Source organism: Roseateles sp. P5_B10, from assembly GCF_056400485.1.
The window spans coordinates 1-7,933 of record NZ_JBFULE010000192.1; the positions used below are offsets into that span (position 1 = coordinate 1).

Consider the following 7,933-nt stretch of genomic DNA (forward strand, 5'->3'; position numbering starts at 1 on the left):
GTACCAGTTCACGCTGTCTTCGCCGGACTCCGCCGAGTTGAGCCGTTCGACGACGGCCGTGCTGGAGCGGCTGCGTGGCCTGAAGCAGATCGTCGATGTGGCCAGCGACCAGCAGGAAAAGGGCCTCCAAGCCTATGTCGACATCGACCGCGACGCGGCCGGCCGGCTGGGCGTCAGCGTCGCGGCCATCGACAGTGCGCTGTACAGCGCCTTCGGCCAGCGGTTGATCTCGACCATCTTCACGCAGAGCAACCAGTACCGCGTCGTGCTGGAAGTGGCGCCCGAATACCGCCAGGGGCTGGACGGCCTGAAGCGCCTCTATGTGCCCGGCGCGGGTGGCGTGCAAGTGCCGCTCAGCTCGGTGGCGCACTTCAGCGAGAAGCTGGCGCCGCTGGCCGTCAACCACGTGGCGCAGTTCCCGTCGTCGACCCTGTCTTTCAACCTCGCGCCCGGCGCCTCGCTCGGCGAAGCGGTCAAGGCGGTCCGCGCCGAGGTCGATGCGTTGCAGCTGCCGCTCAGCGTCGAGACGCGATTCGAGGGTGCGGCCCTGGCCTTCCAGGCGTCCCTCACGAGCACGCTGCTGCTCATCCTCGCGGCCATCGTGACGATGTACATCGTGCTGGGCGTGCTCTACGAGAGCACCATCCACCCGCTGACCATCCTGTCGACGCTGCCCTCCGCCGGCCTGGGTGCGCTGCTAGCCCTGCTGGCCTTCCGCCTCGACCTGGACATCATCGCCATCATCGGCATCGTGCTGCTGATCGGCATCGTCAAGAAGAACGCGATCATGATGATCGACTTCGCCTTGGAGGCCGAACGCGATCATGGCAAGACGCCGCGCGACGCCATCTTCGAGGCCTGCCTGCTGCGTTTCCGGCCCATCCTGATGACGACGATGGCGGCCCTGCTGGGCGCGCTGCCGCTGATGCTCGGCACCGGCGTGGGCAGCGAGCTGCGCCACCCGCTGGGCGTCGTCATGGTCGGCGGCCTCATCGTCAGCCAGCTGCTGACGCTGTTCACGACGCCGGTCATTTACCTGGGCTTCGCATCGGTGGCCGCGCGCCTCAAGCGCCGCGGCCAGGCGAAGGAGGCCGTGGCGTGAACCTGTCGCGCGTCTTCATCGAGCGCCCCATCGGCACGGCGCTGATCACTTGCGGCCTGGCGCTGGCGGGGGCCATCGCCTACCTGCTGCTGCCCATCGCGCCGCTGCCGCAGGTCGAGTTCCCGACCATCTCGGTCAGCGCTTCCCTGCCCGGCGCCAGCCCCGACACGATGGCCGCGACCGTGGCCACGCCGCTGGAGCGCACGCTCGGCAGCATCGCCGGCGTCACGGAGATCACCTCGTCCTCGTCGCTCGGCAGCAGCCGCGTCACGCTGCAGTTCGACCTCAGCCGCGACATCGACAGCGCCGCCCGCGACGTGCAGGCCGGCATCAATGCCTCGCGTGCCTTGCTGCCCACCGGCATGCCGAGCAACCCGAGCTACCGCAAGGTCAACCCGGCCGACGCGCCCATCATGATCGTCGCGCTGACGTCGGACACGCTGACGCGCGGCCAGATGTACGACGCCGCGTCCACCGTGCTGGCGCAGCGCCTGTCGCAGGTCGACGGTGTCGGCCAGGTCAGCGTGGGCGGCGGTGCGTTGCCGGCGGTGCGCATCGAGCTGGACCCGAACAAGCTGTCCGCCCAGGGCATCTCGCTGGATCAGGTCAGGGCGGCCGTTGTCGCCACCAATGCCAACCGGCCCAAGGGGCAACTGGAGAGCGGCGACCGCACCTGGCAGATCATCGCCAACGACCAGGCCCGCCTCGCCAGCGACTACGCACCCCTGGTGCTGAGCTACAAGAACGGCGCCGCCGTGCAGCTGCGCGACGTGGCCTCCATCGAGGACAGCGTGCAGGACCTGCGCAACGACGGCCTGGCCAATGGCCGCTCGGCCGTGCTGCTGATCCTCAACAAGGCACCCAGCGCCAACATCATCAAGACGGTGGACACCGTGCGGGCTCTGCTGCCGCAGCTGCGCGCCTCCATCTCGCCGGCCATCAATGTCGACGTCGTCATGGACCGCACGTCGACCATCCGCGGCAGCATCAAGGAGGTGCAGCGCACGCTGGCCATCTCCTTCGGCCTGGTCATCGTCGTCGTCTTCATCTTCTTGCGGCGCTTCCGTGCCGCCCTGCTGCCGGCTGTGGCCGTGCCGGTGTCGCTGGCCGGCACCTGCGGCTTCATGTACCTGCTGGGCTACAGCATCGACAACCTGTCGCTGATGGCGATGACGGTGGCGACGGGCTTCGTCGTCGACGACGCCATCGTCGTGCTCGAGAACATCTCGCGCCACATCGAGCGCGGCGTGCCGCCCCGCGAGGCGGCGCTGAAAGGCGCGCGCGAGATCGGCTTCACCGTCGTTTCCATCTCGCTGAGCCTGATTGCCGTCTTCATCCCCATCCTGGCCATGGGTGGCATCGTCGGGCGGCTGTTCCGCGAGTTCGCCGTCGTGCTGTCGGTGGCCATCCTGGTGTCCATGGTCGTGTCGCTGACCACCACGCCCATGATGGCCGCGACCTTGCTCAAGCCCCATGCCGAGGCGAAGAAGGCCGGCCGCGTCGGCCAATTTCTCGGACGCCTGCAACGCGCATTGATGCGCGGCTACCGCCGCACGCTGCGCTGGACGTTGCGCCACCAGCCCGTCGCGCTGCTGGTGCTGGCCGGCGTCGTCGCGCTGAACGTGCATCTCTACATGACCATCCCCAAGGGCTTCTTCCCGCAGCAGGACACCGGCCTGATGACTGGCGGCGTGCAGGCCGACCAGGCCTCCTCCTTCCAGTCCATGCAGCTCAAGCTGCGCACCTTCCATGACATCGTGCGCGCCGACCCGGCGGTGGCCAATGTCACCGGCTTTACCGGCGGCGGCCAGCGCAACAGCGCCAACATGTTCATCAGCCTGAAGCCCCAGGCCGAGCGTGAGGAGAGCATCGACGCCGTCATCAACCGGCTGCGCGGCAAGCTGGCCAAAGTGCCCGGCGCCAATCTCTTCATGGCGCCCGTGCAGGACATCCGCATCGGCGGCCGCCAGGCCAATGCCTCGCTGCAGTACACGCTGCAGTCGGACAGCCTGGAAGACCTGCGCACCTGGGAGCCGCGCATCCGCCGCGCGCTGACCGAGGTGCCGGAGATCACCGACGTCAACACCGACCAGCAGGACAAGGGCACGCAGACGTCCCTCGTCGTCGACCGTGACGCGCTGGCACGGCTCGGCATCACGATGGGCGGCTTCGACAGCACGTTGAACAACGCCTTCGGCCAGCGCCAGGTCGGCGTCATCTACAACCCGCTGAACCAGTACCGCGTCGTCATGGAGCTGGCGCCCGTCTGGCTGCAAAGTCCGCAGACCCTGGACCGGCTGATGCTGACCAGCAGCGCCGGCCAGCAGGTGCCGCTGTCGGCGGTGGCGCGCGTCGAGACGACCAACACGCCGCTGTCCGTCAACCACCAGAGCGGCACGCCGGCCAGCACCATCAGCTTCAACCTGGCCGAGGGCGTGTCGATGTCGGATGCGGTCGTCGCCATCAATGACGCCGTGGCGGGCAGCGGCGCGCCGGTGTCGGTGCGCGGCAGCTTCCAGGGCACGGCCCAGGCCTTCCAGGCGTCCCTCAAGTCCCAGCCCCTGCTCATCCTCGCGGCCATCGTGACCATCTACCTGGTGCTGGGCATGCTCTACGAGAGCCTCATCCACCCGATCACCATCCTGTCGACGCTGCCCTCGGCGGGCGTCGGCGCATTGCTCGCGCTGATGGCCTTCAAGACCGACTTCACCATCATTGCGTTGATCGGCGTCATCCTGCTGATCGGCATCGTCAAGAAGAACGCCATCATGATGCTGGACTTCGCCATCTCGGCCCAGCATGCGGCCGAGGAGCGCGGCAGCCGGCTGTCGCCAGGTGCTGCCATCTACCGCGCGGCGCTGCTGCGGCTGCGGCCCATCCTGATGACGACGGTGGCCGCTGTCTTCGGCGCCGTGCCGCTGGCCCTGGGCCATGGCGAAGGCGCTGAGCTGCGCGTGCCGCTGGGCATCTCCATCGTCGGCGGCCTGCTGCTGAGCCAGCTGCTGACCCTCTACACCACGCCCGTCGTGTTCTGCTGCATGGACAGGCTGAGCCGCAAGAAGCGCGCGCCTGCTCGTGCAGCTGTCATCCAGACCGCGACCTAAGCCATGCTGAAGACTGCCCTTGCTCCCTTGACCATCGCCCTGCTGCTTGCCGGCTGCGCCGTGACCTCGCAGCACCCGCCTGCTGAAGCCCCGCCGCCCGAGCACTTCACGGGCTCGACCGAATGGCGGCGCGTGGCGCCCGAGGTCGCCGTGCCCGAGGCCTGGTGGACGATGTTCAAAGATCCGGTGCTGGACAGCCTGCAAGCCGACCTCGTCGTCGGCAACCAGAACCTTGCCGCGGCCCTGGCCCAGGTTGCATCGGCCCGCGCGGTGCTTGCAGCCAGCCGCTCGGCCATTTTTCCCACGTTGTCCGTTGGCGCTGGCAGCACCCGATCCGCCACGGCCGAGAACGGCAACGGCCAGCGCACCGTGTCGACCAACAACTCGCTGACGGCCAACGCGGCCTGGGAGATCGATCTCTGGGGGCGCCTCGCCGAAGGCGTCAAGGCCGCCGGCGCGAACTACCAGGCCAGCCAGGCCGATCTGGCCGCGCTGCGCCTGTCGGCGCAGGCGACGCTGACGCAAAGCTATTTCGCGTTGCGCACCGCCGAGGCGCAGCAGGCGCTGCTGGAGCGCACCGTGACCGCCAACCAGCGAGCGCTGGAGTTGACCGAGGCCCGCTATGCCGGCGGCGTCGTCGCGCAGACCGATGTGCTGCAGGCGCGCACCCAGCTGCGCAGCGTGCAGTCGCAGCTCAGCGACATGCGCACCGAGCGCGCGCAACTTGAGCATGCCATCGCCACCCAGGTCGGCAAGCTGCCGGGGCAGTTCCAGCTGCTGCCCAGCTCTCGCCTGCCCGAGCTGCCGCCGGTACCCGACCTGGTGCCGTCGACGATGCTGGCCCAGCGCCCCGACATCGCCGCCGCGCGCGCCCGCCAGACGGCGGCGTATGCGCAGATCGGCATCGCCGATGCGGCCTTCTTCCCCGCAATCGACCTGTCGGCCAGCGCCGGCTACCGCGGCTCGTCCTGGTCCAACCTGATCTCGGCGCCCAATCTGCTGTGGAGCATCGGTGCGGCCGTGGCGCAGCCGATCTTCGATGGCGGCCAACGCAAGCTGGCCTCGGCCCAAGCTCGCGCCTCGGCCGATGCCGCCACCGCCAACTACCGCCAGGCGGTGCTGACGGCGTTTCAGGAGGTCGAGGACAACCTCGTGCAGTTCGCCGAATCCGGTGCCGCGCTGGCCCTGCAGCGTGACGCTTTCGAGGCCGCCCAGCGAAACCTCGACATCGTGCTGGCCCAGTACCGCGCCGGCACGGTCAGCTTCTTGAACGTCAGCGCGGCGCAGAGTTCGCTGCTCTCGGCCGAAGCCAACCTGCTGTCTGCCCGCAACCGCCAGCTGGTGGCGGCCAATCTGCTGCTGAAGAACCTGGGTGGCCGGCTGCCGGCGCAATGAAAAAGGGCTCCTTGCGGAGCCCCTCGTCTTTGGCTTGAAGCCTCGAAGAAATTACTTCTTCTTCTTCTTCTTGCCGTCGTCGACCACCGGAGCGGCGGCAACGATGACTTCTTCAGCAACCGGCGCGATCGGCGTCGCGATGACGGGGTTCGGCTTGCCGTGCGTCACGACCTTGATGCCTTCCGGCAGCTTGATGTCGTTGACGTGCAGCGAGTGACCCTGGGTCAAGCCAGACAGGTCCACCTCGATGAACTCGGGCAGTTGCTTGGCCAGGCAGGTGATCAGCAGTTCGGTCACAACGTGGTTGACCGTGCAGTGGTCGGTCTTGACGGCCGGCGACGTGTCTTCACCGATGAAGTGCAGCGGCACCTTCTTCGTGATCTTGGTCGTGGCGTCCACGCGTTGGAAGTCGCAGTGCAGGACTTGCGGCTTGTACGGGTGCATCTGGAAATCGCGCAGCAGCACTTGCGTGGTGGCGCCAGCCAGTTCCATGTCCAGCAGCGAGCTGTGGAAGGCTTCCTTCTTGAGGGCGTGGAACAGCGCGTTGTGATCGAGTTCGATCATGACGGGCTCACCGGCGCCAAAAACGATACCGGGCACTTTGCCGGCCACGCGCAGGCGGCGGCTCGCTCCGGTCCCCTGCAATTTGCGCTCAAAAGCGACGAACTTCATGGTTTTCTCCAAAAAGAGAAACGGCACCCGCGACCAGGCACCGTTGGGAATGCGGTCTTGCGACCGCGGCGAACTCGAAACAGAAGTTGTTGTTCTGCTCCGAGAGATTGGGAGGGCCCCGCTTGCGGGAGGGACCCTACTCGGACTGGCTAGAAATTGTTGTTTTGTTCCGAGAAGAGACTGGTGACCGACTCGCCGTCGGAAATACGGCGGATGGTCTCGGCGAACAGGAAGGCCACCGACAGTTGGCGGATCTTCTTGCAGGCCTTGGCCGCGTCGGTCAGCGGAATGGTGTTGGTGATGACGACTTCGTCCAGCTGCGAGCTGGCGATGCGCTCGATGGCCGGGCCCGACAGGATGGGGTGGGTGCAATAGGCGAACACGCTCTTGGCGCCACGCGCCTTCAGCACATCGGCCGCCTTCACGAGGGTGCCGGCGGTGTCGATCATGTCATCCATGATCACGCAGTTGCGGCCGTCGATCTCGCCGATGACGTGCATCACTTCGGACACGTTGGCGGTTGGGCGGCGCTTGTCGATGATGGCCAGGTCGCAGCCGAGCTGTTTGGCGAGGGCGCGGGCGCGCACCACGCCGCCGACGTCCGGCGACACGACGACGAGGTCGCTGTAGTTGCGGCTCTTCAGGTCCGACAGCAGGACGGGCGACGCGTAGATGTTGTCGACCGGGATGTCGAAGAAGCCCTGGATCTGGTCGGCGTGCAGGTCCATGGTCAGCACACGCTCGACGCCGACGGTTTCCAGCAGGTTGGCGACGACCTTGGCCGAGATCGGCACGCGGGTGGAGCGTGGGCGGCGGTCCTGGCGGGCATAGCCGTAATAGGGGATGACGGCGGTGATGCGGCGGGCACTGGAGCGCTTGAGCGCGTCCGCCATGATCAGCAGCTCCATCAGGTTCTCGTTCGTCGGCGCGCAGGTGGGCTGGATGACGAAGACGTCGCGGGCGCGCACGTTCTGCTGGATCTCGACGGCGACTTCACCGTCCGAGAAACGCCCGACGACGGCCTTGCCCAGCTCGAGACCGAGATGGGTGGCCATTTCCTGAGAGAGGACCGGGTTCGCGTTGCCGGTGAAGAGAACCGTGTTGAGCAGCACTGGGCTTCCTTGAGTCAGTGGCCCGCTGAATGCGCAGCCGGTTCAGCGAAGTACGGAAAACATTTGGCAGGGGAGGAAGGACTCGAACCCTCGCATGTCGGAATCAAAATCCGATGCCTTGACCAACTTGGCGACTCCCCTACACAGGACCCGGCCGAGCGGCCGAACCCTATAAACCTTTGTCAGCCGGCCCAGCCCGCGAGCGGGTGTTGAGCCAGGCTGTGGCAGATTCGACCGGTCCACTCCGCAGGTCTGGCCCGCAGTAATGTCGCCAGGGACTGGTCGTCATTGCCATCTTTTCCATTCCCGGCGAGTACTGAAAACACTGCAGCGCCTGAGCCCGTCATCCGGGCGTTGCCGAATTGCTTCGACATGCACGCTACCGCGTCTTGCACTTCACTGCTGATACTTTCGGCGGCGGGCTGGAGGTCGTTGTGACCAAAGCCATTCACCAAGTTTTCTGCAGTTCCAGCCAGGGCGGGAAAGCCCGCGACTATAGCCAGGTTTTCAGACCTTGCCAAGAGTTGGCTTGAAAAGATGTCCTTGGT

The 7,933-nt window shown here is 66.7% G+C and carries 6 protein-coding genes and 1 tRNA gene; 3 read left to right on the top strand and 4 right to left on the bottom strand.

What is annotated here, in order from left to right; genetic code table 11:
* From AC1DU6_RS13755 to AC1DU6_RS13765, 3 genes are all read left to right on the top strand, one after another.
* Nucleotides 1-1,102 (top strand): efflux RND transporter permease subunit (locus AC1DU6_RS13755; protein ID WP_477857779.1); only part of this gene is annotated, 1,102 nt, incomplete at its 5' end.
* Nucleotides 1,099-4,206: a multidrug efflux RND transporter permease subunit gene (locus AC1DU6_RS13760; RefSeq protein WP_457322786.1), complete on the top strand. Its 3,108-nt coding sequence runs from the start codon at nt 1,099-1,101 to the stop codon at nt 4,204-4,206. The genes AC1DU6_RS13755 and AC1DU6_RS13760, both read left to right, overlap by 4 nt.
* A gap of 3 nt (nt 4,207-4,209) precedes the next feature.
* On the top strand, nt 4,210-5,601 hold the full coding sequence (locus tag AC1DU6_RS13765) for an efflux transporter outer membrane subunit (RefSeq protein ID WP_457322787.1): 1,392 nt from the start codon (nt 4,210-4,212) through the stop codon (nt 5,599-5,601).
* Nucleotides 5,602-5,652: 51 nt separating this feature from the next.
* Here the strand turns inward: AC1DU6_RS13765 and AC1DU6_RS13770 are convergent, their stop codons facing one another.
* The 4 genes from AC1DU6_RS13770 to AC1DU6_RS13785 all read right to left on the bottom strand — a co-directional run.
* The gene (locus AC1DU6_RS13770) at nt 5,653-6,273 is read right to left on the bottom strand and encodes a 50S ribosomal protein L25/general stress protein Ctc (protein WP_056193788.1); all 621 of its coding nucleotides are present in this window, start codon (nt 6,271-6,273) and stop codon (nt 5,653-5,655) included.
* Between the two features lie 149 nt (nt 6,274-6,422).
* On the bottom strand, nt 6,423-7,385 hold the full coding sequence (locus tag AC1DU6_RS13775; RefSeq protein WP_056193791.1) for a ribose-phosphate pyrophosphokinase: 963 nt from the start codon (nt 7,383-7,385) through the stop codon (nt 6,423-6,425).
* Between the two features lie 64 nt (nt 7,386-7,449).
* Nucleotides 7,450-7,526: transfer RNA gene (locus AC1DU6_RS13780), tRNA-Gln, on the bottom strand.
* Between the two features lie 41 nt (nt 7,527-7,567).
* Nucleotides 7,568-7,933: 4-(cytidine 5'-diphospho)-2-C-methyl-D-erythritol kinase (locus tag AC1DU6_RS13785; RefSeq protein WP_477857782.1), on the bottom strand; the 366-nt coding region annotated here is incomplete at its 5' end.